Genomic DNA, 25,152 nt, shown 5'->3' with positions numbered 1-25,152 from the left:
CATCAGCCCGGAATGTCTATTGCCCGCTGGTGACAATGGGATGAAGCTCGGAGAGTGCCTCGGCGATTGCGGCTTCAACGCCCGGCTGACCCTGTCCATGGCCCGCCGTCTCGACAATCCGCACATTGGCGTCGGGCCATGCCTTCGCCAGGGCAAAAGACGTGGCGGGCGGGCACAAGAGGTCATACCGGCTCTGAACGATACGCCCGGGAATGCCTGCCAGTTCTGCCGCGTTGGCCAGCAACTGGTCGGGCTCGAGAAAGCAGCCATTGGAAAAATAATGCGCTTCCATGAAGGGAGAGGCGGGAAACCGCGCGCCCGGAGCCGGAAGCTGCGATAAATCCAGCCCGTCGGCTGGCGGTGCGATCTGGGACAGGATGCGCTCGGCCTGATACCAGGCAAAGGCCGCCGGTCGATGAATTTCGGGATCGGGATCCAGAATGCGACGCCAATAGGCTTCCAGCGGAGTGTCGCATTCGGAAGGCTTGAGCAGGCCGAGAAAGTCGGCATGAAGGCGCGGATAGAAATGCGACATGGCCGTCGAAAACGCCCAATCGAGTTCGCGGCGCGTGCCCAGGAACGTGGCGCGGAGGACGATGCCGGTTACGCGGTCTGGATGGGTCTGCGCATAAGCAAGGGCCAGCGTGGCGCCCCAGGAACCGCCGACAATGAGCCAGCGGTCTATTCCCAATGTCGTCCGGATCGTCTCGATATCGCCGATCAGGCGGTCGGTCGAGTTGGCCGACCTTTCGCCATGCGGCGTGCTACGCCCCGCGCCACGCTGGTCGAACAGCACCGCATGAAAGCGGGCTGGATCGAAAAGCTGGCGATGGCTGGGCTGGCATCCGCTGCCCGGGCCGCCATGCAGAAACAGCGCCGGGACACCATCGGGATTGCCGACGGTCTCGACATAAAGCGTGTGCCCTTCGCCAACCGGCAGCATCTGCGCGGTGAGAGGAGCATGCGGGTCGACCTCGAGCGCCGCCTCATTTTCCATCCAATGGCTCCGCTTCGAGCGTGCCGCCGGCAAAATTGCGGTAGATGAACCGCGTGGCGCCGGTCTCGGCCTCGGTTTCCGCCGTGCGGAAAATCTCGGTGTGGTGAGGAGACAGGGCGCAAGCCGGGTCGGTGTTTTCGGCGCTGCCGGTCAAGGCGAAGGCCTGGCAGCGGCACCCCCCGAAATCGACCTCCTTGAAGGCACAGCTCTGGCACGGCTCGGGCATCCAGCCGGTGCCGCGATAGCGGTTGAAGGCATCCGAGTTCTGCCAGATCCAGGCGATGGAATGGTTGGACCGCACTGACAGAAAATCGAGATCGGTAATCGTTTCGGCCGCGTGGCATGGCAAAACCTTACCAGAGGGCGTGATGTTGAAAAACTGCCGGCCCCATCCGCCCATGCATTTCTTGGGGCGCTCGGCGTAATAATCGGGGATGACGAAATCGATGTCGAGAATGCCCTTGAGCCGCGCACGCGCCTCTTCCACCACTTCGGTGGCCCGGTCGATCTGGGCGATGGTGGGCATGAGCGCTGCGCGGTTCTTGAGCGCCCAGCCGTAGTACTGGACATTGGCGACCTCGATGCGGTCGGCGTCCATGTCGACCGCCATGGCGATGATCTCTTCGAGCTGGTCGAGATTCTGCCGGTGCATGACGGCGTTGACGGTCAGCGGCAGATCGAGTTCGCGTGCCCAGCGCGCCACTTCATGCTTTTTGGCGTGGGCGTTGCGAAAGCCGGCCACCCGATCGGCCTTGATCGCATCGCTGCCCTGAAAGCTGATCTGGATGTGCGACAGGCCGGCATCAGCCAGCTCGACCAGTTTTTCGCGATTCAAAAGAACAGCGGACGTGATGAGGTTGGTATAGAGGTCGCGGTCGGTCGCGTGCTGGACCAGCTCGACAATGTCTTTTCGCGCCGTGGGCTCGCCGCCGGAAAAATGGACCTGCAGTACGCCGATCTCGGCGAGTTCATCGAGGACGCGCTTCCATTCCTCGGTGGTCAATTCGTTGCGAGCCCGCTCCATCTCGACAGGGTTGGAGCAATAGGGGCATTGCAGGGGACATTTGTGGGTCAATTCGATCAGTACCGCCAGCGGAATGCCGTATTTGGCGGCCACCGGTTGCCCCCTGCCTTCGAGCAGGGCCAATCCGTCATTGGGATCGGCTTCGATCGGGGGATGGTGCCGGTCGAGGGTCGGGCTCATGGTTTTCCTCCTCCATCGATCAGGAATCCGGAATTGGCCAGATCCTGAATCATTTCGATCACGTCGGCCTCGATCTGGTCGGCGGGCGCCGCATATTTTTCCGCCAGCGTTTCGGCCATCGCCGCAATGGTGGTTTCGCCATCGCACAAATGCAGAATTTCAACCGCGATATCGTCGGGTGCCAGCACGCGCTCGGGCACCAGAAGCACCCAGCGGCCGCGGGTTTCGTCGTGACGCAGCTTGACCCCGCGGGCCAGGCGCGGCGCGCTTTGCGGCGTTGCCACCATGCGGCGGCGCGAGGCGGGCGCTGCCTGGGTCATGTCGCCTCCGGAACGAAGGCGCCGGGGGGGATGTGTCCGCCGACATAGGCGTGATGCAGCGCGTCGAGCTGCACCCAAAGCACATTGGTCTTGAAGATCAGGGCGTTGCAGACCAACCGCCTTTCCTCGGGTGTGCGGGCGTGGGTCTTGACGTAATCGAGCGCGAAATCGGCATCGCGCGTTGCCTGATCGAGCCGGCGCGAGAAATAGGTCATCACCTCGGGCGAGATGAAATCATAGTGCTCGAGCATCCCGGCGATGCGCTCCTGATGCAGATTGGGCGCAAACAGTTCGGTGAGCGAGGAGGCTATGGCTTCGAGTGGCGTGCGGTCGCGCACGAAATGGACGTAGGCTTCCACTGCGAACCGGGTGGCAGGCAGGATGCCTTCGGTCGATTCCACATAGTCGGGGTCGAGGCCCAACCCGGTCGTCAGCTTGAGCCACCGCTCGATGCCGCCTTCGCTGCCGATGTCGCCGTCATGGTCCGAAATGCGATGGCGCCATTCGATGCGGGTGGCGCGGTCACGAAACCGGGAAATGACCACGGCGTCCTTGAGCGGAATGGTGCTCTGGTAGAAATAGCGGTTGAGCGCCCAGGCCTGCACCTGTCCCTTATTGAGCTTGCCGCCATGCAGCAGGCCGTGGAAGGGGTGCAGATTGTGGTAGCGCGTCGCGCCGATATGGCGAAGCTGGGCTTCGAGCGCCTCGGGGGAATCGAGCTCGAGATCGGGGGCGACCGAAAGCGCGGTTATCTGGTTCATATCGTAATCTCCATCCCTTCGGCGGGTATCGACCACCCGGCCGCCTCAAGCGCTTTTCGCTCGCCCGAATCCGGACGCAGGGCCGGATTGGAATTGTTGATGTGGAGGAAGAACTTCCTCTCGACGGCGGTGCCGGTCAGCGCGGGAATGGCATCACTCATCGCAATATGGCCCATGCGCTGGCCGGTCTTTGAACTGAGGCCCTGTGCGATCATCTCGTCGTCGCGCCACAACGTGCCATCGAAAAATACGGCGTCGGCCCCATCGATCAGGCGCAGGACGTCCTCGGTGATTGCGGCACACGCCGCAAGAAACACCACCCGCGCGCCGGTGGTCTGATCGGTAACAACAAGGCCGAGCGTGTCGCCTTCGGCATTTTCGTCATGACCTTCGAGAAACAGCGCGGTTTTCCCGGGCGCCGCGAAGGCAAAAATCTCAAGGCTCGAGGGCGAACCATCCGGTAGCGCCGGAACGAACCTCTCGCCAGACGCAATGGGTCGACGAGTTACATTCTCGGGCTTCAGCGCATTGAAAATCGAATTGGCTTTGAGAATCGAAAGCACGCGATCATGGGCGTAAAGCGTAAAGGGCGATCCCTCGCGCAGCGTCAAAAGCCCGGTAATCGCATCGATTTCGCCATTGGTCAGGATGACGCCTGCAATAGGCGAATGGCGCTTCAGACCCGGCTTGGGCCACAGCGCCGATGTATTGGCGATCTGCTGGCGCAAATCGGGTGAGGCGTTGATCAGAAACCAGTGCGCGCCATCGGAACTGATGGCCACCGATGCCTGATTGCCGCCAATGGCGAGCGCGCCCGAACGGGCATCGCGGCAATTGTCGCAGCCGCAATTCCACTGCGGAACGCCGCCGCCTGCCGCGGCACCGAGTATGAGGATTTTAATCATAGCGGGAGGCCGCGGCAGGCAAATCGATTACTTGCGCTTGGCGCAAGCGTACATGTTGATTTCCATGCTGACGGGAATTTCAGTGAGCTTGGGCTTGTTCCAGGCCATAGTGTTTCTCCTCGTTTGAACACGGCGTCATTGCCGTATCGTTCATGCTGCGAAGAGAGCGATTTTCGCGCAATCTATGGAGACCATAGCTGCGCGCCTATGACTAGAACTTGGCCTGCGGTCCGCCATCGAGAAAGGGGGGAATGGGTTGAACCTGCGGCAGCACGATGGTTTGCGCGGCGTCTTTGAGTGTGTCGAGGAAGGTTCGGTAGGGCTCGACATGCTGATACTGGGTGGGAATAACCGCCATGATATGCCGCGGGGCGGCGTTGACTGCATAAAGCCGGATACCTTTGAGGGTTTCGGCGCCATGGAGTAACGAAAGCGCGGGAACCAGGCAGACACCGGCGCCGGCGCGCACCAGCTCTGCCGCCACCTCGAAGCTGCGGCACTGGGCGACCACTGTGTGGTCGGGAAACAGGCGCTCATACCAATTCTCGACGCGCTTGGTGTGCTGGGTGCCGAAGGCGAATTGAATCGACTGATTCAGAAGCGCCAGCGTTTCAGGCGGCAGATCACGCTCGGGGCGCTCGACCTTGGAAAGGTCGAGATGACCGGGGACCGCCAGAACATGAGAATCGGTGAGCAGCGGTATCTGGGCAAACCCGCCGCCAGACGCCGCCAGGGAACTGTCGGCCAGAAGCCCCACCGCAATGCGGCGATCATAGAGCAATTCGAGGATGTCGGAAGGCGCCATGTCCTGGATATCGAAATCGATATCTGGAAAACGCGTCTGGAGCTGGCGCAGGGCGGGGGGCAGCAGAACCCGCAACACCGAGGTTATCCCCGCCAGCCTGATCGTGACTCGACGTCCGGTCGTATATTCCATCAGTCCGTCTTCGAGATCGCGCATGCCGCGCAGCACGTGCTCCGCCTTGGGCAGGAGATAGAGGCCAGCCTCGGTCAGTTCCATTTCTCCGGGCCGGCGATTGAACAGGCGGGCGCCGACAAGCGTTTCAAGGCGCGAGAGCTGCTGGGACAGGGACGGTTGAGCAATGCCCAGTTGCTTTGCAGCTTCGGTCAGCGTCGCGGCATGCGCGACGGCGGTGAATATCCTGAGCTGGTGCAGCGATATATCGGGGTGGGGGCGAATGGATTGCGTGGTCATCTTCGGCAATGCGCTGGGCCCGCTGTGATTTGATACGCCAAGATCAATTGGGTGGTGGCGTCGCCGGGCGCACGCTGCCACCATCACTGGCGCCTATCCATTAGACTTTATGATGCACTGCTGCAAATAGAGCGACCGAACCCCGTCCGGCGCAATTGCCCAAAGGCGAAATCATCGCCATAACGTGCCCATGGTGCACACGCTTTCCATTCTGGTGGTCGACGACAATCGCATCCGGGCCTCGATCATCGAGGACGGCCTGCGCGAGGCCGGGCATGGACCGGTTCATGTCATTACCGAAATCAACGAAGTGGCTAGCCGGATCGGGGAAATCGCTCCCGATGTGGTCATCATCGATCTCGAAAATCCCAACAGGGACATGCTTGAGCACTTTTTTGCGCTCTCGCGCGTCCTGCAGCGGCCGATTGCCATGTTCGTGGACAGGGCCGATCCGGGTTCGATCGAAGCGGCGGTCGACGCCGGAGTCTCGGCCTATGTGGTGGACGGGCTGAAAAAGGAGCGGGTCAAACCGATCCTCGATATGGCGATTTCGCGGTTCAACGCCTTTTCGCGCCTGCGCGGCGAACTGGCCGCGGCGCGGTCCGAACTCGAGGACCGAAAGACCGTCGAAAAGGCCAAGGGCATTCTGATGCGTACAAGGGGGCTATCGGAGGACGAGGCCTATGGCCTGTTGCGCAAGACGGCCATGAACCAGAACCGCAAGATCGCCGAGATCGCCCAGAGTCTGATTACGGCGGCTGGGTTGCTCGAACCATGACCAGAGGGGCACAAGAATGGGGCTGACACCGATTACGCTGGGCTATGTGCCGCTGCTCGACAGCGCTGTGTTGATCGCCGCTCAGGAACAGGGTTTTGCCGAAGCCGAGGGGCTCGAATTCGCCCTCGTGCGGGAAACGTCATGGGCCAATATCCGCGACCGTGTTGCCGTGGGTCATTTCGATGCCGCACACATGCTGGCGCCGATGCCGTTGAGTGCAAATCTCGGGCTGACCCCGCTCGACGTGCCGCTTGTCGCGCCCATGGCGCTTGGGCTTGGCGGCAACGCCGTTACGGTATCCCTGCCTCTGTGGCGGGCGATGGAGGAGCGGGGACAGGTCCTTGGGGTCGATGCGGGCTCGAGTGGAACGGCACTGGCCAGAGTGATCGCCGATCGGCGTAGCAAGGGCCTGCCTGCGCTGCGCTTCGGAGTGGTCCATCCCGAGAGCGGGCACAATTACGAATTGCGCTACTGGCTTGCCGCGTCGGGCGTCGATACGATGTCCGATATCGAAATCGTCGTGGTCCCGCCGCCCTTCCTGCCGGACGCTCTGCGCGCTGGCCGGGTTGATGGATATTGCGTGGGTGAGCCGTTCAATTCCGTCGCCGTCGCGCGCGGCGTGGGACGCATAGTGACAACCAAATCGTCGATCTGGCGTTCCAGTCCTGAAAAGGTGCTTGGCGTCCGGCGCGAGTGGGCCGAGCGGTTTCCCGAGCAATTGGCGGCGGTCATCCGGGCCATTACACGCGCGGCCCGATGGTGCGCGGATCCGGACAATCGCGATAGCCTGGCCGGGATGCTGGCCCGGGAGGACAGGCTCGGGATATCGGCGCCCATCCTCATACGGGCGCTGACGGGACGGCTTTTCATCGGCGAAACCGATATCGTCGATGTGCCGGACTTTTTCCTGCCGTTCGAGCGGGCTGCCAATTTCCCCTGGATCAGCCATGCCCTGTGGTTCTACTCGCAAATGGTCCGGTGGCGGCAGGTCGACCATACTGCCGAAAATGCAAAAAAGGCCGCCCGCACGTACCGCCCGGACATCTATCGCGCCGCACTGGATGGGATGGGAATCGCTGTGCCTTCGGCCAATGCCAAGATCGAGGGCGCGCTGACTGAAGCGACAGCGATGGGCGCGCAGGGCGGCATGCTGAGCCTGGGCCCCGACGGGTTTTTCGATGGAACCCGTTTCGATCTCGACCGTCTCGACGCCTATATCGCGGGCCAGCAACGGGTGCCTTCATTGTAGTCCTGGGCCTCCCCTTGCTCGCAAATTAGGCAGAATGCATTCGCATTAGGCCGTTTCTTGCGAGGTAGTGGCGTATGCCATCAGAAGGTAAAACTTCCAAGCCATTGAAATAGAAAGTATCTTTCTGGGGCGGTGGACTTGGCACGCTTCGTGCTACGTCTCTCCCGAGCGCTTCTTGCGCACCGATATCGGCGTCCAACGGCGGGCGCCTCCGAATTGGCAACGTCGCCAACCTTCAAGGCATCCGTCCGCAATGGACGGCCCGTCTTGTCTGGTTGGCGGCGTTTTTGTTTTGGCACCGAGCGGACCTCCTGGTCCATATGGAGAGACGATTATGACCTCACCACTGCCGCAGCAGGACGCAGCACCCAACCCATCGCGCGCCTTGTCGCTTTCCACGATCGCCTTTACCGTCTGTTTTGCCGTCTGGACGATCTTCTCGATCATCGGGGTGCGCATAAAGGACGAATTGGGGCTCTCGGAAACGGAATTCGGCCTCCTCGTCGGCACGCCCGTTCTGACCGGCTCACTGATCCGGCTCTTGCTGGGCATCTGGACCGACAGGTTCGGCGGCCGCATCGTCTATACGCTCACCATGGTGGCTTCTGCCGTTGCTACGTTGCTTCTGGCCTTTGCCCAGACCTATCCGCAAATGCTTGTTGCGGCGCTGGGCGTCGGCATTGCCGGGGGCTCGTTCGCGGTTGGTGTGGCCTATGTTTCGCGCTTCTACCCGGCCGGAAAACAGGGGACTGCGCTGGGCATTTTCGGGGTCGGCAATGTCGGCGCGGCGGTGACCAAATTTGCAGCGCCGGTCATCATGGTGGCGCTCGGCTGGCAGGCCGTCGCTGTCGCCTGGGCGATAGCACTCATCGTCATGGCTGCTGTCTTCTGGTTTATGAGCGAAGACGATCCCGTCATTCGGTCGCGTCAGACAACGGGTGCCAAGGGCCGTCGGTTTGCCGATGAATTTGCGCCCCTCGCCAACTTGCAGGTGTGGCGCTTCTCGCTCTATTATTTCTTTGCCTTCGGGGCGTTCGTCGCACTTTCCCTGTGGCTCCCCCGTTACCTGATCGAAGTCTATGGCTTCGACATCACGACCGCCGGCATGATCGCCGCGTTCTATTCCATCCCCGCTTCGGTCTTCCGCGCTTATGGCGGACACCTTTCCGACCGCATCGGCGCACGGACGGTGATGTACTGGACGCTGGCCGTGTCGGCGGTCGCAACCTTTATCCTCTCGATTCCGCAAACGGGGATTACGCTCAACGGCATCGATGGGCCTATCCATTTCGAGATTGCCATTGGCGCCGTCGGTTTCATTGCCGTCGCCTTCGTGCTTGGCTTCTTCATGAGCCTGGGCAAGGCCGCCGTCTATAAGCACATTCCCGTCTATTATCCCGGCTCTGTGGGCGCGGTGGGCGGATTGGTCGGGATGATTGGCGGACTTGGCGGCTTCATCCTTCCGATCGCCTTTGGCATCCTCAATGACCTGACGGGTGTGTGGACGAGCTGCTTCATGCTGCTGTTTGCCATAGTCCTTGTCGCGCTGGTCTGGATGCACCTGTCGGTCCGCCGGATCGAACGGCGCAACGCATCCGGTGCCGCACCGGCGCCTGCCGAGTAACCCGAGCCCCCGAGTACCATCATGACCGAGAAACTTGTCGTCATCGGTGCCGGCATGGCCTCAGGCCGCATGCTCGAGCACCTGTTTGAAACCGACCCATCCCGCTACCAGGTCACCCTGTTCGGCGCGGAGCCGCGCGGCAACTACAACCGCATAATGCTCTCTCCAGTCCTGTCGGGAGAAAAGAGCTACGAGGACATAATCACGCACGATGCCGACTGGTATGCCGCCAATGGCGTGGATACCCGGTTCGGGCAGACCGTTACCCGGATCGATCGCGCGGCGCGCACTGTTCATGCCAATGGTGTCGAAACCCCCTATGACAAGCTGGTCGTGGCTACGGGTTCGGCACCGTTCATCATTCCCATCGCGGGCAAGGATCTGCCCGGCGTCATGGCGTTCCGTGATCTCGACGATGTGGAGAAAATGGTCGCTGCATCCACACGGCCCAACGCCAGGGCCGTGGTCATCGGCGGTGGCTTGCTGGGGCTGGAGGCCGCAGCGGCGCTGCGCAATCGCGGCATGGAGGTCGTGGTTCTCCATCTCATGGGGCATCTGATGGAGCGCCAGCTCGATCCGGCGGCCGGCTACCTTCTGCAGCGTGAGCTCGAAAAACGCGGCATCACCATCCATTGCAAGGCCCAGACCAAGGCCATCCTCGGGGACGAGCGCGTCGAGGCGGTCTTGCTCGAAGATGGCACCGTCTATCAGGCCGATATCGTCGTGATGGCGGCCGGAATTCGTCCCGAAACCCGGATCGCCACCGATGCCGGCATTCACGTCGAGCGCGGAATCGTGGTCGATGACCAGATGCGCACATCCGACGCCGATATCCTGGCGCTGGGTGAATGCGTCGAGCACCAGAGTGTGGTCTATGGGCTCGTCGCGCCGCTCTACGACATGGCAAAGGTCGCAGCCAAAACGCTGACCGGAACCGACGCAGCGTTCAAGCCGGTCAAGACGGCCACGCAGCTCAAGGTCACGGGCGTCAACCTCTATTCGGCGGGTGATTTCGCCGAGGGCGAGGGGCGCGAAGAGATCGTTTTGCGCGACGCGGCAGCGGGCGTTTATAAGCGCCTGGTGCTCGAAGACGACAAGGTGATCGGGACTGTTCTATACGGGGAAACCGGCGATGGCGCCTGGTTCTTCGATCTCATCAAGAAGGCCGAGTCGATCAGCGCCATGCGCGATACGCTGATCTTTGGTCAGGCCTACCAGGGGGGTGCCGAACTGGACCCTATGGCGGCCGTTGCAGCCTTGCCGGATGATGCAGAAATCTGCGGCTGCAACGGTGTGTGTAAATCCGCGATCACCGGCGCGATCGCATCCAAGGGCCTCAACTCTCTCGACGGCGTTCGGGCCCACACCAAGGCATCGGCCAGTTGCGGCTCGTGCACCGGGCTGGTTGAAAAGCTGCTCGCGGCAACGCTTGGCGATTCCTACAATCCGGCTGCGGTGCAGCCGATATGCCCGTGCACCGACCTCGGACACGACGACGTGCGCCGCCTGATCGTTGCCAAGGACCTCAAATCGATTCCCGCCGTGATGCAGGAGTTGGAATGGAAAACCTCGTGCGGCTGCGCCAAATGTCGCCCGGCGCTCAACTACTACCTGCTCTCGACATGGCCCGGCGAATACGAGGACGACAACCAGTCGCGCTTCATCAATGAACGCGTGCACGCCAATATCCAGAAGGACGGCACCTATTCGGTGGTGCCGCGCATGTGGGGTGGGATCACCAATCCGCGTGAATTGCGGGCCATCGCCGATGTTGCCGACAAATTCGCCATCCCCACCATCAAGGTGACCGGCGGCCAGCGCATCGACCTTTTGGGCGTCAAGAAGGAAGACCTACCCGCTGTCTGGGGCGATCTCAACGCTGCCGGCATGGTGTCCGGTGCCGCCTACGCAAAGGGGTTGCGGACCGTCAAGACCTGCGTCGGGTCCGACTGGTGCCGTTTCGGCACCCAGGATTCTACCGGCCTTGGCGTTCGCATCGAAAAATTCATGTGGGGGAGTTGGACCCCGGCCAAGGTCAAGATGGCCGTTTCGGGCTGCCCGCGCAACTGTGCCGAGGCGACCTGTAAGGATGTCGGCGTGATCTGCGTGGATTCGGGCTATGAAATTCATTTTGCAGGCGCGGCCGGTCTCGACATCAAGGGCACCGAAGTTCTCTGCCACGCCAGGACCGAGGATGAGGCACTCGAAATCATTGTGGCTCTGACCCAGCTCTATCGCGAGCAGGGCCGGTATCTCGAACGCATCTACAAATGGGCAAAGCGGGTCGGATCGGCGTCGATCAAGGCCAATATCGTCGATGATTTTGCCAAGCGCCGCCGCTATTACGAGCGCTTCGTCTATTCGCAGAAATTCGCACAGGTCGATCCGTGGGAAGAACGGGTCAACGGCAAGGACGCGCATGAATTTGCGGCCATGGCCGAATTCGGCTTTCCCCAGGCAGCGGAGTAGGGCGATGACGGACTGGATCAAGATCGGGCAGCTTTCCGACATTCCCCAGCGCGGTGCACGGTGCCTCAATACCCCCATCGGCAAGATTGCCGTGTTCCGGACTGCGACGGACGAGGTTTATGCGATCGAGGATCGCTGCCCGCACAAGGGCGGGCCGCTCAGCCAGGGCATCGTTCACGGCGCGCAGGTGACCTGTCCCCTGCACAATTGGGTGTTCTCGCTCGAAACGGGCGAGGCGCAGGGAGCCGATGAGGGCAAGGTGCAGACCTTCGCGCTTAGGCGCGATGGCGAAACCCTGCTGATCGATGCGAGTTTTGCGCTCGCCGTGGCAGCGGAGTAGGGCCTTGGCCGGCCCGATCCGCACCACCTGTCCCTATTGCGGCGTCGGCTGCGGTGTGTTGGCAACGCCGCAGGCCGACGGCTCGGTCGCAATCGCGGGCGATCCCGAGCACCCGGCCAATTATGGGCGGCTGTGCTCGAAGGGATCGGCTCTGGCCGAGACCATCTCGCTCGAAGGGCGGCAGCTCCATCCCATGATCGGAGGTGTTCGCGTCAGTTGGTCTGACGCGCTTGATGCCGCCGCTGATCGCCTGGGCGGGATCATCGCCGAGCACGGGCCGGATGCCGTTGCCCTTTACGGCTCGGGACAATTGCTCACTGAGGATTATTACGTCGCCAACAAGCTGATGAAAGGGTTCATCGGCACCGCCAATATCGATACCAATTCAAGGCTCTGCATGGCGTCCTCGGTTGCCGGGCACAAGCGGGCGTTTGGGTCCGATACCGTTCCGGGCACCTATGAGGACCTCGAACTGGCCGATCTTGTCGTGCTGGTCGGGTCCAATCTCGCCTGGTGCCACCCGGTTCTCTATCAGCGAATCCTGGCAGCCCGGGACGCCAGGCCCGATCTGCGGATCGTGGTGATCGATCCGCGCCGCACCAATTGCGCGGAAACCGCCGATCTGCACCTCCCCATCGCGCCCGACGGCGATGTGGCGCTTTTTTCGGGTCTGTTCGCCCATCTTTCAAATGCCGGCGTGTTCGATGCCCGCTATGTCGCGGATCACACCACCGGCATTTCCGACGCGCTGGACGCGGCCGACGACTGGACCATCTCCCGCGTTGCCGAGGCAACGGGTCTGTCCACTGCCGACGTGGCGCTGTTTTTCGATATGTTCACGGCCACCGAAAAGGTCGTGACCGTCTATTCCCAGGGGGTCAATCAATCGACTTCGGGAACCGACAAGGTCAATGCCATTCTCAATTGCCACCTCGCCACGGGCCGTATCGGGCGTCCGGGAATGGGGCCGTTTTCGATCACTGGCCAGCCCAATGCCATGGGCGGGCGCGAGGTGGGCGGTCTGGCCAACATGCTGGCCGCGCATATGGATTTCGACGATGCGGACCGCGTCGCCCGGTTCTGGGAGGCACCCGCCATTGCCAAAAAGCCGGGGCTCAAGGCCGTCGATATGTTCGACGCCATCGGCGAAGGACGCATCAGGGCAGTCTGGATCATGGCGACCAATCCCGTCGTGTCGCTCCCCGATGCCGATGGCGCCCGGAGAGCCCTGGCGGATTGCGACACGGTGATCGTTTCGGACATGTTTGCGACCACAGATACGGCTCGCATGGCCGATATTTTCCTACCCGCCGCCGGGTGGGGTGAGAAGTCGGGCACGGTAACCAATTCTGAACGCCGCATTTCGCGCCAACGCGCCTTCCGGCCGATTCCGGGCGAAGCGCGTCCCGATTGGTGGATCATCTGCCAGATCGCGCAGCGGCTCGGATTTAAGGGCTTTGATTACACTTCTCCCGCCGAGATTTTTGCCGAGCACGCCGAACTTTCCGGATTCGAGAATCGCGGCAGCCGCGATTTCGACATTTCGGCCCTGGCAGATCGCGATTATGAAAAGCTCGCTCCCGCGCAATGGCCGGTGCCGCGGTCGGGCATCGGGCGCGCGCGGTTTTTCGGATCAGGCGGCTTTTTCACGCCGGACGGAAAGGCCCGCATCCTTCCTCTGGCGCCGCCGCCGCCCAAGGATCGTGGCCCCGGCCAACTGATACTCAACACCGGCCGGGTGCGCGACCACTGGCACACCATGACCCGCACGGGCCGTACGCCGCGCCTTTCAGCGCATTATGCCGAACCTTTCGCCGAAATTCATCCCGACGATGCCGAACGACTTTCGATCCGCCGCACCCAGCTCGTCCGGCTCGAAAACGCCTATGGCGCCGCCATCGTTCGCGCCCTTGTCACCGACCGCCAGCAGAAGGGCTCAATCTTCGTGCCCATGCACTGGACGGGAGAAACCGCGGTTACGGGGCGGGTCAATGCGCTTCTCGGTCCATTCACCGATCCGGTCTCGGGGCAGCCTGCGCTCAAGATGGGGCGCGTCAGCGCAACGCCGGTCGAGGTGGCGCTCTATGGATTTCTCGTGAGCCGCCGCAAGCCCGACGTGCGCGCACTGGGCTACTGGGCAGTCGCCCCGGCGCCTCTGGGATGGCGCGCTGAAGTCGCCTTTTTTGAACGGCCCGATGATATTGTGGCGCACGCCCGCACCATTCTGGGCTTGTCGGCGGATGCCCAATTGACCACCAGTCTCGATGCTCGCACGGGTCGGATCAACCTTGTGCGTTTCCATGGCGATCGCCTCGATTGCGCGCTCTATCTTTCACCCGACCCCGTACTCGCTGCCCGGCAGTGGGTCGTCGAACAGCTCGCCGAAATCCATGATGCGCCGCTGGCCCGCGCCCGGCTCTTGTCGGGGCGCCCCGGTGCCGACCAGCCCGATCCGGGACCGCTGGTCTGTTCGTGTTTTGGCGTGGGTGCCAACCAGATTGCCGATGCGGTCGCAGGCGGGCGATGCGCCAGCGTAGCGGACATAGGCGACGTCCTTCAAGCGGGCACAAATTGCGGTTCCTGCCGCGCAGAAATCGGGAGAATTGTCGATGCAAATCGTCTCGCGGCAGCCGAGTAAGGCCGAACCACCCCGGATGACGCCCCTCGACGTGCTGCCGGTGTTCTTCGATCTCAAGGGAAAACGGGTGCTTGTTGCCGGTGGCGAAGAGGCCGCCGCCTGGAAGGCCGAGTTGATGGCTGCTGCCGGCGCGACGGTGACCGTGGTAGCTCAATCGTTCTGCGAGGAGATGGTCGCGCTTGAAACGCGCGGCGCCGTCCAACTCGTCGATGGCGATTGGCGTCAGGCGAACTGGGCCGGCCTCGCTCTGGCCATCGGCGATTGTTCGGACAACCAGGCCGCCGAGTTCGTTGCGATAGCCCGGGCGCATGGGGTTCCGGTCAATGTGATCGACAAGCCCGAGCACTGCCAGTTCCAGTTTGGATCGATCGTCAACCGTTCTCCGCTTGTTGTCGGCATCTCGACCAGCGGCGCCGCGCCGATATTGGGTCAGGCCGTGCGCCGGCGTATCGAGACGCTGCTACCCAAAACGCTGAGCGCGTGGGCGCGGCTCGCGCAATCCCTGCGCGCCACCGTGCTGGACCGGCTTGCGCCCGGGGCGGAACGCCGGGCCTTCTGGGAGCAGTTCACCGATCTGAGCTTTTCGGGCAATGAACCCGCCGGGGATCCCGCGGCCATGATGGCCAGGGCATCGCATGCACCTTCCGGACGTGTCACACTGGTGGGCGCCGGTCCCGGAGATGCTGAATATCTGACGCTGAAGGCCGTTCGCGCCCTGCAATCCGCCGATGTCATCTTGTTCGACGATCTGGTTTCCGACGAGGTTCTTGAACTGGCCCGCCGCGAGGCCAGGCGCATTCTGGTCGGCAAGCGGGCCCGCCGGGCCAGTTGCCGTCAGGACGATATCAATTCGATGATGGCCGACCTCGCCCGCAAGGGCCGGCACGTGGTGCGGCTCAAATCGGGCGATCCCATGCTGTTCGGCAGGGCCGGCGAAGAGATTGCTGCCCTGGAAGCGCAAAATATCTCCGTATCGGTTGTGCCGGGCATTTCGACGGCGTTTGCGCTCGCTGCCGAGTTGGGCATTTCTCTCACCCATCGCGATTGCGCCCAGTCGGTGCGGTTCGTCACCGGCCACGCGCGCAATGGTCAATTGCCCGAAAATCTCGACTGGGGGGCCTTGTCCGATCCCGCGACGACCCATGTCTATTACATGTCGGGTGCCACGGCGCCCCGGATCGCGGAAAAATTGCTGGCCCGGGGCATGGACCGGGCCACACCCGTGCTGATTGCCAGCAATGTCGGTCGCCCAAATCGTGAGATCATCCGCTGCCGTCTTGATGGGCTCGCCCATGAGATGGAGGGTCGCAACTTTTCGGGGCCGGTCATTACTGCCATAGGTCATGCGTTCGGCCAGCGGTTGGCCCCCGCGTCCTCTCCTGCAATCCGGCCCGAAACTCTCGGCGCCTTCGCTTCTTAGGCGTTCTGAAATTACCGGCTTGACGACACCTAGTTATGTTTCATAACATAATTTGACTGGGAGGTTGGCTATGTCGGATCTATCGACGTCCATTCGCGAAGTCCGGATGGGCCATATGGCGGCGCGTGCCGAGCGGGCGCCCGACGGAATTGTCCGCGTGCGCTCGAATGAGCAATTGGCGCCCTATCCGCGCTCCATCGTCGATGCCATTGCGCAATGGGCTGAGAAAACACCTGACGCGCTTATGGTTGCCGACCGCAACAGCGCGTTCGGAGATTGGCGGAGGCTGAGCTATGCTCAGGTCATGGCAGCCATCGGGCCGCTCGGGCAGGCGCTTCTCGATACGGGGCTCTCGCAGGACCGGCCGCTGATCATCCTCTCGGGCAACGAAATCGAACATCTGCTTCTCGGGTTGGCGGCAATCTGGGTCGGCATTCCCTACGCGCCGATTTCGCCGGCCTACTCGCTGATCTCCACCGATTTCGGCAAGCTCAGGCATATCGCGGGGCTCCTCACCCCCGGCATGATCTATGCCTCCGACGGCGAAAAATTCGGGCCCGCCATTGATGCGGTGTTTGATAGAACCGTTTCTTTGGTGGTCAAGACCAATCCCCCTTCGCACCGCGCCTCGCGCCTGTTCGAGGATCTTGCGGCGACGCCCGTCACCGATGCGGTGGCGCAGGCGCATGACGCCATTACCCCCGATACCATCGCCAAGGTGCTCTTTACATCGGGTTCGACCGGCATGCCCAAGGGCGTCATCACCACCAATCGCATGATGGCCTGCAATCAGGAGATGATCCGGACGGCGCTCGCTTTCCTCAAGGATGAACCGCCCGTGCTCCTCGACTGGATGCCCTGGAACCACGTTGCGGGCTCAAGCCACAACACCGGCATCGCATTTTACAATGGCGGCAGCTTTTACATCGATGACGGCCAGCCCACTCCGGCCAAAATTGGCAACACCCTGCGCAATCTCCATGACGTCCAGCCCACGATCTATCTCACAGTGCCCAAGGGCTACGAGTTTCTCGTTGCGGCGTTCGATGAGGATCACGAGGTCCGGCGTAAGTTCTTTTCGCGCATGAAACTGATGCAATATGCCGGCGCCAGCCTGTCCCAGCATGTCTTTGACGGCATGGATCGCGCGGCGCGGGCCGAACTGGGCCAGCGCGTGATGATCATCACCGGGTACGGGTCGACCGAAACGGCGCCTTTTGCCTTCACCACCACCTGGCCGGTGCAGGAAGCAGGGCATATCGGGCTGCCGGCGGCGGGAATGGAAATCAAGCTTGTGCCCAATGGCGACAAGATGGAATTGCGGCTCAAGGGCCCCAATGTCACTCCGGGTTACTGGCGCGATGCGGAAAAGACGCGCGACGCCTTCGATGAGGAAGGGTTCTACAAGATTGGCGATGCTGTCAGGCTCGCCGAGGAAAATGATCTGTCCAGGGGCTTTGTCTTTGACGGTCGGGTCAGTGAAGACTTCAAGCTCTCGACCGGCACATGGGTCAATTTCGCGAGCGTGCGCAAGATGGTGATCGGCGCCTGCGCGCCCCTGATCCGCGATGTGGTCTTGACCGGTGCGGACCTGAACCATCTGGGTGCGCTCATCTTCCCTGACTTTGAAGCCTGCGCACGGCATGCCGGTTTGCCGGCAGGAACGGACCTCGCACAGATTGCAGACCACGCCGCGGTAAAAGATAAGTTCGCCACCGAACTTGCCGCGCTTGCATCGCGTGCAACGGGCAGTTCCAATCATATTGCCAGGGCGCATGTGATGATTGCACCGCCCGATATCGATAAGGGCGAGGTGACCGACAAGGGCTCGATCAATCAGCGCGCCGTTCTTGCCGCGCGAAGGGACCTTGTCGAAGCGCTTTATGCCGAACCGGCGCCGGCCGGCATTCTTGATCTGCCGAGAAAGGGATAAGCGATGACCAGGGGATTGCGTCTTACATTCGAGGATGCCTGGCTGCTCGGCGGGGCACGCACCCCGTTCGTGGACTATCGCGGCGCACTTTCGGAAATTTCGCCCATCGATTTAGGCATCAAGGCCGCCCGCGCGGCTATTGCGAAAACCGGCGTGGCCGCTGCCGATATCGAAACCACGATTGCCGGCTCCATGGCCCAGGCATCGTTCGATGCGTTCATGACGCCGCGCCATATCGGGCTTTACGCCGGCGCGCCCATCGAGGCGCCCGCCCATTTGGTACAACGCATCTGCGGCACCGGGCTCGAAGTGATCGCCCAGGCAGCCGACGCCGTCGCTTTGGGGCGCGTGAGCCTCGCGCTGGCCGCGGGCACGGAATCGATGAGCCGCAATCCCATCGCCGCCTATACGCATCGCAACGGCTTTACCATGGGCAAGGTGGAGTTCAAGGATTTCCTCTGGGAAGCCCTTTATGATCCCGCCGGTTGCGTCACCATGGGCGACACCGCCGAAAACCTCGCCAAACAATATGGCATCGAGCGCGAGCGCGTGGACCGCTTCGCCGTGCGCAGTTTCGAGCGGGCCATCGCGGCGCGCGATGGGGGCCTGCTGGCCGAGGAAATTGTTCCGGTGGTCAGCGAAGCCTTCGAGATCGAAGGCATCGACAAACGCTCCATACGGTTGCCGCGTGGTATCGAACAGGTCGATACCGACAGCCACATCCGACCCTCGCCCTACGACATTCTTTCCAAACTGCGCCCGGCCTTCGGCGGTGTGCAGACGGGGGGCAATTCGTCGGCCATCGTCGATGGCGCGGGTGCTGTGCTGGTGGCTTCGTCGGACTATGCCAAATCCCATGGGCTCACGCCCAAGGCACGCATTGTTGCCTCGGCAGCAGTCGGCGTGCCGCCGCAGATCATGGGCATCGGCCCGGCGCCCGCCATTCGCGCCGTGCTCGAAGCAAGCGGGCTGACGCTCGACCGGATCGGACGCATCGAGATCAACGAGGCATTCGGTGCCCAAATCCTCGCCTGCGTCGACGAATTGGGGCTCGATGAGGACAAGCTCAATGTTAATGGTGGCGCCATCGCCATCGGGCATCCGCTGGGCGCGACCGGCATTCGGCTGGCGCTCACGCTTGCCAATGAGTTGGAACGGTCCGGCGAACGCTACGGCATTGCCTCGGCCTGCATCGGCGGCGGGCAGGGGATTGCGCTTTTGATCGAAAATCCGAAGGCTGTCTGATGGATATTGCGGGAAAAACGGCAATCGTTACCGGTGCGGCCTCCGGGCTCGGCGCAGCTACGGCTAGAGCTCTTGCCGCGGCCGGCGCGAAAGTCGCCGTATTCGACCGCGATGCGGAAAAGGGCACCGTCGTCGCCACCGAGATCGATGGACGGTTTTTCCCCTGTGATGTGGCCGATGCAGCCAGTGCCAGTGCGGCCATTGCCGATGCGATTGCTGCACTCGGCACGCCTTCGATCCTCGTCAATTGCGCGGGCATCGGCACGGCAGCCCGTATCGTGGGACGCGAGGGGCCCATGCCGCTCGACGCGTTCGAGCGGGTCATCAGGGTCAATCTTGTCGGCAGTTTCAACATGATGCGGCTGGCCGCCGATGCCATGCAGCAACTCGAACCCGACGCCAACGGTCAGCGCGGCGTTGTGATCTCGACCGCCTCGGTCGCCGCCTTTGAAGGCCAGATCGGGCAGGCGGCCTATGCGGCCTCGAAGGGTGGCATCGTGTCCCTGACCCTGCCGGCGGCCCGCGAATTTGCGCGGTTCGGCGTGCGGGTCATGGCCATTGCGCCGGGGCTGTTTTTAACGCCTCTGCTCGAAGAGCTGCCCGCCGAAGCCCTGGACGCTTTGGGGCAATCCATTCCCAATCCGGCACGGTTGGGCAAGCCCGAGGAATTTGCCGATCTGGTCCTGGCCATGGTCGCCAACGACTATCTCAACGGCGAAGTCGTGCGGCTCGACGGCGCCCTGCGCATGGCGCCGAAATAGGAATTGGCGATGTTTTCCAACACCACAAGAATTGAAATCCAGTTCGGCGATTGCGACCCGGCGGGCATTGTCTATTACCCCAATTATTTTCGCTTCTTCGACAACGCCACGGCGGCCCTCTTGTCCGCCGCTTTCAAGATGCACAAGCGTCACTGGATTGCCCATCACGGCATTGTCGGCATCCCGATGGTCGATACGGGCGCGAAATTTTCCCGGCCCTCGCGGTTTGGAGATATCGTCGAAATCCGCTCGGAAATAGCCGATCTCGGACGATCCAGCTTCGGCGTGCACCATACGCTTTTCAACGAAGGCGAAATCGCCATCGAAGCCCATGAAAAGCGTGTCTGGGTGGGGCGCGATCCGCATGACAGCGAAAAAATCATTTCTTTGCCGATCCCCGACGATGTGCGCGCGACGCTCGGCTAACCAATCGACCAGAAGGGAAAGATCATGGCTCAGGACACCGATGTGCTCTCGATTGACCGCAAGGGCACCATTGTCCACCTGACGCTCAATCGCCCTGAAAAACGCAACGCCCTCAACGATGCGACGATTGCGGCGCTCGATGCGTTCTTTGCCGACATACCCGACAGCGCGCGCGCTATCGTCATCAGCGGCGCCGGCGGTCACTTCTCATCGGGCCTCGATCTGTCCGAGCAGGTGCAGCGCGAGCCGCTCGAGGTCATGGCCCATTCGCGCAACTGGCACCGGGTTATGGATGCCATTCAATATGCCCGCGTGCCGGTGGTCGCCGCGTTGACCGGGGCGGTCATGGGCGGTGGGCTGGAGATGGCCGCCGCGTGCCACGTTCGGGTTGCCGAAGAGAGCGTGCAGTTCCGCATGCCCGAGGGCATGCGCGGCATTTTCGTTGGCGGGGGCGGCTCGGTGCGGATCGCAAAGCTCATCGGCGAAGATCGCCTCATGGAAATGATGCTGACCGGGCGCACCTATTCCGGCGCAGACGGCGAGCGGATCGGTCTTGCCCATTATGCGCTTTCCGACGAAAGCGCGCTCGACAAGGCGTTCGAGCTGGCCGAACGGATTGCCGGAAATTCCCCCACCATCAACCAGTTCATCATCCACGCCATCTCCCGCATTTCCTCCATGCCGCCTGAAGCCGGGCTCTATGCGGAAAGCCTTGCGGCAGCGCTCAGCCAGACCGGCCCGGATGCGGAAGAAGGGCTCAAAGCGTTTCTTCAAAAGCGCAAGCCGGTGTTTCGATAGGGGCCTCCAGGCGGGGGCGGCTGGAATAAAAGACGGCCATCCCTTGAATTTATGATGCAGTCAAAATATATCTTACTCCCAACTGAACAGGAGTTTGATAATGCGTGAGCATAATTTTGGCAGGCGCGGCTTCGGTCCCGGCGGGCCTTTTCCCCACCATCGGGGCGGGCGGCGTGGCCGGGTCTTTGATTCCGCCGAACTGCAACTTGTCGTGCTCGATCTCATCACCGGCCAGCCCCGGCACGGCTATGAATTGATCCGTGAGATCGAAGCCCTGTCGGGCGGGCTCTATGCCCCGAGCCCCGGCATGATCTATCCGACGCTGTCTTTGCTGCTCGAAATGGGTCTCGTTGAGGAAACCAGCACCGATGGTGCCCGCAAGAGCTTTGCAATCACCGATGCGGGCAGGGCTCATCTTGCCGAGAACGAAAAACCGCTTGCCGCCGCGCGTTCGCGTCTGGAAGAGTTGGCCGAAGCCAAGGATCGTGCCGATCCGGCACCGCTTCGACGTGCCATGGGCAATTTGCGCGAGGTTCTGGTCATTGCGTCGCGTAAGCCGGGGTTTGACGAGAAGAAGATTCTCGAGAGCGCCCGGCTGATCGACGAACTCGCAGGAATGATAGAGCGCATGTAAGCTGTTGAATCCTGCGGGTGTATGGGGCAAACCCGGGGCATTGACGCAAGCCGGGGGTGCTTCATGACGATTTCCGATCCGCGCGGTTTTCTGAGCGAATTGTTCGATTGCGCGGTTCGGGCCGCCGATCCGCACGATACGATCGCGGCCCATCTGCCCGAACGGCCGCGGGGCCGCACCATCGTGGTTGGGGCCGGCAAGGCAGCCAGCGCAATGGCTGCGGCGCTGGAAGCGTTGTGGGACGGCCCGCTTGAGGGGGTGGTCGTCGACCGGCACGGAGAGATCGGTTCTACGCGCCGGATCAAGGTGCTCCAGGCTGCTCACCCGGTGCCCGACAAGGCGGGGTTGGCCGGGGCGCAGGCGGTGCTCGACGCTGTGCGGGGGTTGAGCGCGGACGATCTGGTCATCGCCTTGATTTCGGGCGGTGGATCGTCGCTGCTGCCCATGCCGGGCGGCGATCTGTTCTTCGAGGACGAAATTGCCGTCAACAAGGCCCTTCTCGATTCCGGGGCGCCCATCGGCGCCATGAATGTGGTGCGCAAGCATGTCTCTGGCATCAAGGGGGGGCGGTTGGCCAAGGCGGCAGCGCCGGCACGGGTCGTTTCCCTCATCGTCTCCGACGTGGCGGGCGATGATGCCGCGAGCGTTGCATCGGGGCCAACGATCGCGAGCCGTTCGACGCCCGGAGAAGCACTTGAAATAATTAAACATTATCGAATGAATATGCCCGAGGCGGTGCTGGCGCATCTGCGCTCGCCGGCCGCGATGGCACCCTCGCCCGACGATCCTGACTTTGCCCGCAACAGCGTTTCGGTCATTGCTTCGGCGCGGCTGGCACTTGAAGCGGCAGCGCATCGGGCGCTGGAAAAGGGCATTCCCGCGGTCATTCTGTCCGATTGCATCGAAGGCGAAGCGCGCGACATCGCGGGGATGCATGGGGCGATGGCACGGGAGATCGCCGGGTTCGGGCGCCCGTTCTCAAGGCCGGTGGTGATGCTGTCCGGGGGTGAAACGACGGTCAGCCTGGCCGGCGGAACCTATGGAAAGGGCGGACGGAATACCGAGTTTCTTCTGGCTTTCGCCAAGTCGATTCAAGGGGTTGAGGGGATCGATGCGCTGGCGGCGGACACCGACGGGATCGACGGGTCCGAGGACAATGCCGGGGCGTTCGCCGATGGCGGGAGTTTTGCGCGTATGCGCGCCGCGGGGCTGGATCCAAACAAGGTGCTGGCCGGACATGATGCCTGGAGCGGGTTTTCGGCCATTGGGGACCTGTTCGTGACGGGACCGACCGGAACAAATGTCAATGATTTCAGGGCGATACTGGTACAGTAAGGGCGAACCAACTGACGAGTTCGGCGGTATTTTTCAGTCCGAGCTGTCGCGTCATGCGATAGCGATGGGTCTCGACGCTGCGCGGCGAAAGGCCCAGTTCCCGGGCGATTTCGGCGTTTGTCTTGCCCTGTGCGACCAGGGTGAGGATCTGGTTCTGGCGCGGGGTGAGGGCATGTCTATGGACATCGACCGGGCGCGCGATGGGATCGAAGCAATAGACGGCGCGGGCGAAAGGATCGTTTAAAATCATGGACTTACCGCGTGCCCGGCACCAGAAGCGGGTGCCGTCGCGGTGGGCCATGATGCGCTCGTCGGCATAGGTGCGGCCGCCCGAAAAATTGGTGCGCCAGAGATCTCCTACCATCACGAAATCGGCGACGCCGGGATAGAGCATCTTGAAGCTCCGGTCGGCCAGTTCTTCGGGTAAATACCCGAAAAGACTGGCAAAAGCGGAATTGACCTGTCGGATAATCCGATGGGTCGCATAGACCATCGGGACGGGCAGGTCATCGAGAGCGAAGTGAAGGCTGGTGTGATCCATGACGTATAAATACGTCTTTGGACGCCCAATGTACACCCGGTACACTGACCCCCTACGCCCAATGGAGGAGACCATCATGGCGCCCCAGATCCACATCGCCGCCGCGCGGCGCACACCCATCGGATCGCTCAATGGAAGCCTTTCGGCGCTTGCCGCCCATGAATTGGGTGCCGTTGCGGCCAAGGCGGCGATCGCCGATGCGGGGATTTCGCCCGAGCATGTCGAGGAGGCGATCATGGGGCAGGTGCTGACCGCAGCGGCGGGGATGAACCCGGCGCGCCAGATGGCACGGCTGGCCGGAATGGCTGATGGGGCAACCGCGTTCGTGGTCAATCAGGTGTGCGGATCGGGGCTTCGCGCTGTGGCGCTGGGTGCCCAGCAGATCGGGCTGGGCGATGCGGATGTGGTGCTGGCCGGCGGACAGGAATCGATGAGCCGTGCCCCCCACGCCGCTTATCTGCGCTCGGGGACCAAGCTGGGCGATGTCGGTTTCATCGATACCGTGATGCGTGACGGGCTGACCGATGCTTTCGGGAAAATGGCCATGGGGGTGACCGCGGAAAATGTCGTACGCCAGTGCGGGCTGACCCGCGAGCAGCAGGATCAGTTCGCCCTGCGTTCGCAACAACGGGCATCGGCGGCGCAAAGGGCAGGAAAATTTTCCGGTGAGATCGTGCCCGTCACCATTGCCGGGCGCAAGGGTGAGACGGTTGTCGATCAGGACGAATTCATCCGGCACGACGCAAGTCTTGAAAGCATGGAAAAGCTGCGCCCGGCGTTTGAAAAGGACGGGACAGTAACGGCGGGAAATTCCTCAGGGATAAATGACGGTGCCGCCGCGCTGGTCCTGATGTCGGAGGCGGCGCTCGCCGAGCACGGCGCGAAGTCTCTGGCGCGGATCGTGAGCTGGGCGACGGCGGGGCTCGATCCCGATGTCATGGGCCTGGGGCCGATTCCGGCCTCACGCAAGGCGCTGGAGAAGGCAGGGTGGAGCGTTGCCGATGTGGACCTGTGGGAAGCCAATGAGGCGTTTGCCGCGCAAAGCCTTGCGGTGGTCGGTGAACTCGATGTCGATCCCGAAAGGGTCAACGTCAATGGCGGCGCCATCGCGCTGGGCCACCCCATTGGTGCTTCGGGCGCACGGGTTCTGGTGACGCTGCTGCACGAGATGGCGCGACGGGACGTAAAGCGCGGCGTTGCAACGCTGTGCATCGGCGGTGGCATGGGTATTGCGATGTGTGTGGAGCGGTAGAGATGCCCTACGTCGGAGCGGCGCGGAAGGGATTTCCGGCGCTCCAGGTACTGGGTCCCGGGTCTTCGCCCGGGATGACGGGGGTGGGCCGGCGTTGGGGGATCAGTTCGAGGGCAAGGGCACTTGTCTCGGCCTTGCCTATCAACCGTCGTCACCCCGGCCACCGAGCCGGGGTCCAGTACACTGGGTGCCTGAGGTGTGAACGCAGAGTTGGCTTTAGAGCCGTTCAGGATTTGATTGAATCAAATCCCTGGCTCTAAGCCTTTGTTTTATCGCGTGTCCGAACCGCAAAACCGTTTCCACTTT

General features: G+C 62.3%; 23 protein-coding genes. 15 read left to right on the top strand and 8 right to left on the bottom strand.

Features of this window, described 5'->3' with window-relative positions:
- Nucleotides 1–16 precede the first annotated feature (16 nt).
- From pip to KKY_RS11345, 7 genes are all read right to left on the bottom strand, one after another.
- Nucleotides 17–997 (bottom strand): prolyl aminopeptidase, encoded by a 981-nt coding sequence (gene pip, locus KKY_RS11375; RefSeq protein WP_014131496.1) that lies wholly within the window; start codon nt 995–997, stop codon nt 17–19.
- The gene (gene pqqE / locus KKY_RS11370; protein WP_014131495.1) at nt 987–2,201 is read right to left on the bottom strand and encodes a pyrroloquinoline quinone biosynthesis protein PqqE; all 1,215 of its coding nucleotides are present in this window, start codon (nt 2,199–2,201) and stop codon (nt 987–989) included. The genes pip and pqqE overlap by 11 nt, the downstream gene beginning before the upstream one ends.
- On the bottom strand, nt 2,198–2,521 hold the full coding sequence (pqqD, locus tag KKY_RS11365) for a pyrroloquinoline quinone biosynthesis peptide chaperone PqqD (RefSeq protein WP_014131494.1): 324 nt from the start codon (nt 2,519–2,521) through the stop codon (nt 2,198–2,200). The genes pqqE and pqqD overlap by 4 nt, the downstream gene beginning before the upstream one ends.
- Entirely contained in the window at nt 2,518–3,282 is a 765-nt protein-coding gene (gene pqqC, locus KKY_RS11360; protein WP_014131493.1) for a pyrroloquinoline-quinone synthase PqqC, read from the bottom strand. Before pqqC ends, pqqD begins: the two co-directional genes overlap by 4 nt.
- Nucleotides 3,279–4,187: a pyrroloquinoline quinone biosynthesis protein PqqB gene (gene pqqB, locus KKY_RS11355; protein ID WP_014131492.1), complete on the bottom strand. Its 909-nt coding sequence runs from the start codon at nt 4,185–4,187 to the stop codon at nt 3,279–3,281. Before pqqB ends, pqqC begins: the two co-directional genes overlap by 4 nt.
- A gap of 27 nt (nt 4,188–4,214) precedes the next feature.
- A complete protein-coding gene (pqqA, locus tag KKY_RS11350) occupies nt 4,215–4,295 on the bottom strand; it encodes a pyrroloquinoline quinone precursor peptide PqqA (RefSeq protein ID WP_041528725.1) in 81 nt (26 codons plus the stop codon).
- Nucleotides 4,296–4,398: 103 nt separating this feature from the next.
- Nucleotides 4,399–5,403 (bottom strand): LysR family transcriptional regulator, encoded by a 1,005-nt coding sequence (locus tag KKY_RS11345; RefSeq protein WP_014131491.1) that lies wholly within the window; start codon nt 5,401–5,403, stop codon nt 4,399–4,401.
- 190 nt (nt 5,404–5,593) lie between these two features.
- Between KKY_RS11345 and KKY_RS11340 the strand changes: the two genes are divergently transcribed.
- The 14 genes from KKY_RS11340 (at nt 5,594) to KKY_RS11275 (ending at nt 23,053) form a co-directional block, all read left to right on the top strand.
- A complete protein-coding gene (locus KKY_RS11340) occupies nt 5,594–6,181 on the top strand; it encodes an ANTAR domain-containing response regulator (protein WP_014131490.1) in 588 nt (195 codons plus the stop codon).
- Nucleotides 6,182–6,197: 16 nt separating this feature from the next.
- Complete coding sequence (locus KKY_RS11335; protein WP_014131489.1) at nt 6,198–7,430, top strand: CmpA/NrtA family ABC transporter substrate-binding protein; 1,233 nt, start codon at nt 6,198–6,200, stop codon at nt 7,428–7,430.
- 334 nt (nt 7,431–7,764) lie between these two features.
- Nucleotides 7,765–9,054: an MFS transporter gene (locus tag KKY_RS11330; protein WP_014131488.1), complete on the top strand. Its 1,290-nt coding sequence runs from the start codon at nt 7,765–7,767 to the stop codon at nt 9,052–9,054.
- 21 nt (nt 9,055–9,075) lie between these two features.
- Nucleotides 9,076–11,523: a nitrite reductase large subunit NirB gene (nirB, locus tag KKY_RS11325; protein WP_014131487.1), complete on the top strand. Its 2,448-nt coding sequence runs from the start codon at nt 9,076–9,078 to the stop codon at nt 11,521–11,523.
- A 4-nt stretch (nt 11,524–11,527) separates the two neighbouring features.
- Entirely contained in the window at nt 11,528–11,863 is a 336-nt protein-coding gene (nirD, locus tag KKY_RS11320) for a nitrite reductase small subunit NirD (RefSeq protein WP_014131486.1), read from the top strand.
- 4 nt (nt 11,864–11,867) lie between these two features.
- On the top strand, nt 11,868–14,501 hold the full coding sequence (locus KKY_RS11315; RefSeq protein ID WP_014131485.1) for a nitrate reductase: 2,634 nt from the start codon (nt 11,868–11,870) through the stop codon (nt 14,499–14,501).
- Nucleotides 14,473–15,921 (top strand): siroheme synthase CysG, encoded by a 1,449-nt coding sequence (gene cysG / locus KKY_RS11310; protein ID WP_090832424.1) that lies wholly within the window; start codon nt 14,473–14,475, stop codon nt 15,919–15,921. Before KKY_RS11315 ends, cysG begins: the two co-directional genes overlap by 29 nt.
- A 70-nt stretch (nt 15,922–15,991) precedes the next feature.
- The gene (locus tag KKY_RS11305) at nt 15,992–17,854 is read left to right on the top strand and encodes a feruloyl-CoA synthase (RefSeq protein WP_014131483.1); all 1,863 of its coding nucleotides are present in this window, start codon (nt 15,992–15,994) and stop codon (nt 17,852–17,854) included.
- 3 nt (nt 17,855–17,857) lie between these two features.
- Nucleotides 17,858–19,099: a thiolase family protein gene (locus tag KKY_RS11300; protein ID WP_014131482.1), complete on the top strand. Its 1,242-nt coding sequence runs from the start codon at nt 17,858–17,860 to the stop codon at nt 19,097–19,099.
- Nucleotides 19,099–19,860 carry an SDR family NAD(P)-dependent oxidoreductase gene (locus KKY_RS11295; RefSeq protein WP_014131481.1) on the top strand — a complete coding sequence of 254 codons (762 nt, stop codon included), beginning with the start codon at nt 19,099–19,101 and terminating at the stop codon, nt 19,858–19,860. The genes KKY_RS11300 and KKY_RS11295 overlap by 1 nt, the downstream gene beginning before the upstream one ends.
- Before the next feature lie 9 nt (nt 19,861–19,869).
- A complete protein-coding gene (locus tag KKY_RS11290) occupies nt 19,870–20,286 on the top strand; it encodes an acyl-CoA thioesterase (RefSeq protein ID WP_014131480.1) in 417 nt (138 codons plus the stop codon).
- 24 nt (nt 20,287–20,310) lie between these two features.
- The gene (locus KKY_RS11285; protein ID WP_014131479.1) at nt 20,311–21,084 is read left to right on the top strand and encodes a crotonase/enoyl-CoA hydratase family protein; all 774 of its coding nucleotides are present in this window, start codon (nt 20,311–20,313) and stop codon (nt 21,082–21,084) included.
- Between the two features lie 100 nt (nt 21,085–21,184).
- Complete coding sequence (locus KKY_RS11280; RefSeq protein WP_014131478.1) at nt 21,185–21,718, top strand: PadR family transcriptional regulator; 534 nt, start codon at nt 21,185–21,187, stop codon at nt 21,716–21,718.
- Nucleotides 21,719–21,781: 63 nt separating this feature from the next.
- Entirely contained in the window at nt 21,782–23,053 is a 1,272-nt protein-coding gene (locus tag KKY_RS11275) for a glycerate kinase type-2 family protein (RefSeq protein WP_014131477.1), read from the top strand.
- Here the strand turns inward: KKY_RS11275 and KKY_RS11270 are convergent.
- Nucleotides 23,031–23,594 carry a helix-turn-helix transcriptional regulator gene (locus KKY_RS11270; protein ID WP_014131476.1) on the bottom strand — a complete coding sequence of 188 codons (564 nt, stop codon included), beginning with the start codon at nt 23,592–23,594 and terminating at the stop codon, nt 23,031–23,033. The genes KKY_RS11275 and KKY_RS11270 overlap by 23 nt on opposite strands.
- Before the next feature lie 76 nt (nt 23,595–23,670).
- Between KKY_RS11270 and KKY_RS11265 the strand changes: the two genes are divergently transcribed.
- Complete coding sequence (locus KKY_RS11265; RefSeq protein WP_014131475.1) at nt 23,671–24,846, top strand: acetyl-CoA C-acetyltransferase; 1,176 nt, start codon at nt 23,671–23,673, stop codon at nt 24,844–24,846.
- Nucleotides 24,847–25,152: the final 306 nt, after the last annotated feature.

The sequence above is a fragment of the Pelagibacterium halotolerans B2 genome, from assembly GCF_000230555.1.
In the GTDB taxonomy this organism is placed as follows: domain Bacteria; phylum Pseudomonadota; class Alphaproteobacteria; order Rhizobiales; family Devosiaceae; genus Pelagibacterium; species Pelagibacterium halotolerans.
Note: the sequence above shows the minus strand (reverse complement) of the source record. Positions and strands in the feature narration are given on the sequence as shown.

What these genes read in the sequence shown, in the direction of transcription:
- pip (WP_014131496.1), bottom strand. Translation starts at nt 997, where the DNA reads ATGGAAAATGAGGCGGCGCTCGAGGTCGACCCGCATGCTCCTCTCACC.
- pqqE (WP_014131495.1), bottom strand. Translation starts at nt 2,201, where the DNA reads ATGAGCCCGACCCTCGACCGGCACCATCCCCCGATCGAAGCCGATCCC.
- pqqD (WP_014131494.1), bottom strand. Translation starts at nt 2,521, where the DNA reads ATGACCCAGGCAGCGCCCGCCTCGCGCCGCCGCATGGTGGCAACGCCG.
- pqqC (WP_014131493.1), bottom strand. Translation starts at nt 3,282, where the DNA reads ATGAACCAGATAACCGCGCTTTCGGTCGCCCCCGATCTCGAGCTCGAT.
- pqqB (WP_014131492.1), bottom strand. Translation starts at nt 4,187, where the DNA reads ATGATTAAAATCCTCATACTCGGTGCCGCGGCAGGCGGCGGCGTTCCG.
- pqqA (WP_041528725.1), bottom strand. Translation starts at nt 4,295, where the DNA reads ATGGCCTGGAACAAGCCCAAGCTCACTGAAATTCCCGTCAGCATGGAA.
- KKY_RS11345 (WP_014131491.1), bottom strand. Translation starts at nt 5,403, where the DNA reads ATGACCACGCAATCCATTCGCCCCCACCCCGATATATCGCTGCACCAG.
- KKY_RS11340 (WP_014131490.1), top strand. Translation starts at nt 5,594, where the DNA reads ATGGTGCACACGCTTTCCATTCTGGTGGTCGACGACAATCGCATCCGG.
- KKY_RS11335 (WP_014131489.1), top strand. Translation starts at nt 6,198, where the DNA reads ATGGGGCTGACACCGATTACGCTGGGCTATGTGCCGCTGCTCGACAGC.
- KKY_RS11330 (WP_014131488.1), top strand. Translation starts at nt 7,765, where the DNA reads ATGACCTCACCACTGCCGCAGCAGGACGCAGCACCCAACCCATCGCGC.
- nirB (WP_014131487.1), top strand. Translation starts at nt 9,076, where the DNA reads ATGACCGAGAAACTTGTCGTCATCGGTGCCGGCATGGCCTCAGGCCGC.
- nirD (WP_014131486.1), top strand. Translation starts at nt 11,528, where the DNA reads ATGACGGACTGGATCAAGATCGGGCAGCTTTCCGACATTCCCCAGCGC.
- cysG (WP_090832424.1), top strand. Translation starts at nt 14,473, where the DNA reads ATGCAAATCGTCTCGCGGCAGCCGAGTAAGGCCGAACCACCCCGGATG.
- KKY_RS11305 (WP_014131483.1), top strand. Translation starts at nt 15,992, where the DNA reads ATGTCGGATCTATCGACGTCCATTCGCGAAGTCCGGATGGGCCATATG.
- KKY_RS11300 (WP_014131482.1), top strand. Translation starts at nt 17,858, where the DNA reads ATGACCAGGGGATTGCGTCTTACATTCGAGGATGCCTGGCTGCTCGGC.
- KKY_RS11295 (WP_014131481.1), top strand. Translation starts at nt 19,099, where the DNA reads ATGGATATTGCGGGAAAAACGGCAATCGTTACCGGTGCGGCCTCCGGG.
- KKY_RS11290 (WP_014131480.1), top strand. Translation starts at nt 19,870, where the DNA reads ATGTTTTCCAACACCACAAGAATTGAAATCCAGTTCGGCGATTGCGAC.
- KKY_RS11285 (WP_014131479.1), top strand. Translation starts at nt 20,311, where the DNA reads ATGGCTCAGGACACCGATGTGCTCTCGATTGACCGCAAGGGCACCATT.
- KKY_RS11280 (WP_014131478.1), top strand. Translation starts at nt 21,185, where the DNA reads ATGCGTGAGCATAATTTTGGCAGGCGCGGCTTCGGTCCCGGCGGGCCT.
- KKY_RS11275 (WP_014131477.1), top strand. Translation starts at nt 21,782, where the DNA reads ATGACGATTTCCGATCCGCGCGGTTTTCTGAGCGAATTGTTCGATTGC.
- KKY_RS11270 (WP_014131476.1), bottom strand. Translation starts at nt 23,594, where the DNA reads ATGGATCACACCAGCCTTCACTTCGCTCTCGATGACCTGCCCGTCCCG.
- KKY_RS11265 (WP_014131475.1), top strand. Translation starts at nt 23,671, where the DNA reads ATGGCGCCCCAGATCCACATCGCCGCCGCGCGGCGCACACCCATCGGA.